Consider the following 300-nt stretch of genomic DNA (forward strand, 5'->3'; position numbering starts at 1 on the left):
TCTATCAAGGCCACGCGGCAGTTACCAACAGCATCACCAGCGTCAGCGGCGGCAACTACGAAAACCTGGTCGCCAACCAGGCACCGGTCAGCACCGCCGTTACGGACGTACAAGACACCACCACTGTCACCCTGACCGCCACGCCTTCCGTGGCCGAAGGCGGCACTATCACTTACACCGCCACGGTTAATGCGCCAGTCACCGGAAGCCCAGTCATAGTCAGCTTGGCTAACGGCCAGACCATCACCATTCCGGTTGGCCAAAGCTCCGGCACCACCACCGGCGCCGTCACCAACGACG

The 300-nt window shown here is 62.0% G+C and carries 1 protein-coding gene; it reads left to right on the top strand.

The window, feature by feature from the left end:
• Positions 1 to 300: immunoglobulin-like domain-containing protein (locus HU738_RS25815; RefSeq protein ID WP_217871561.1), on the top strand; the 300-nt coding region annotated here is incomplete at both ends.

The organism is Pseudomonas vlassakiae, from assembly GCF_014269035.2.
Lineage (GTDB): Bacteria > Pseudomonadota > Gammaproteobacteria > Pseudomonadales > Pseudomonadaceae > Aquipseudomonas > Aquipseudomonas vlassakiae.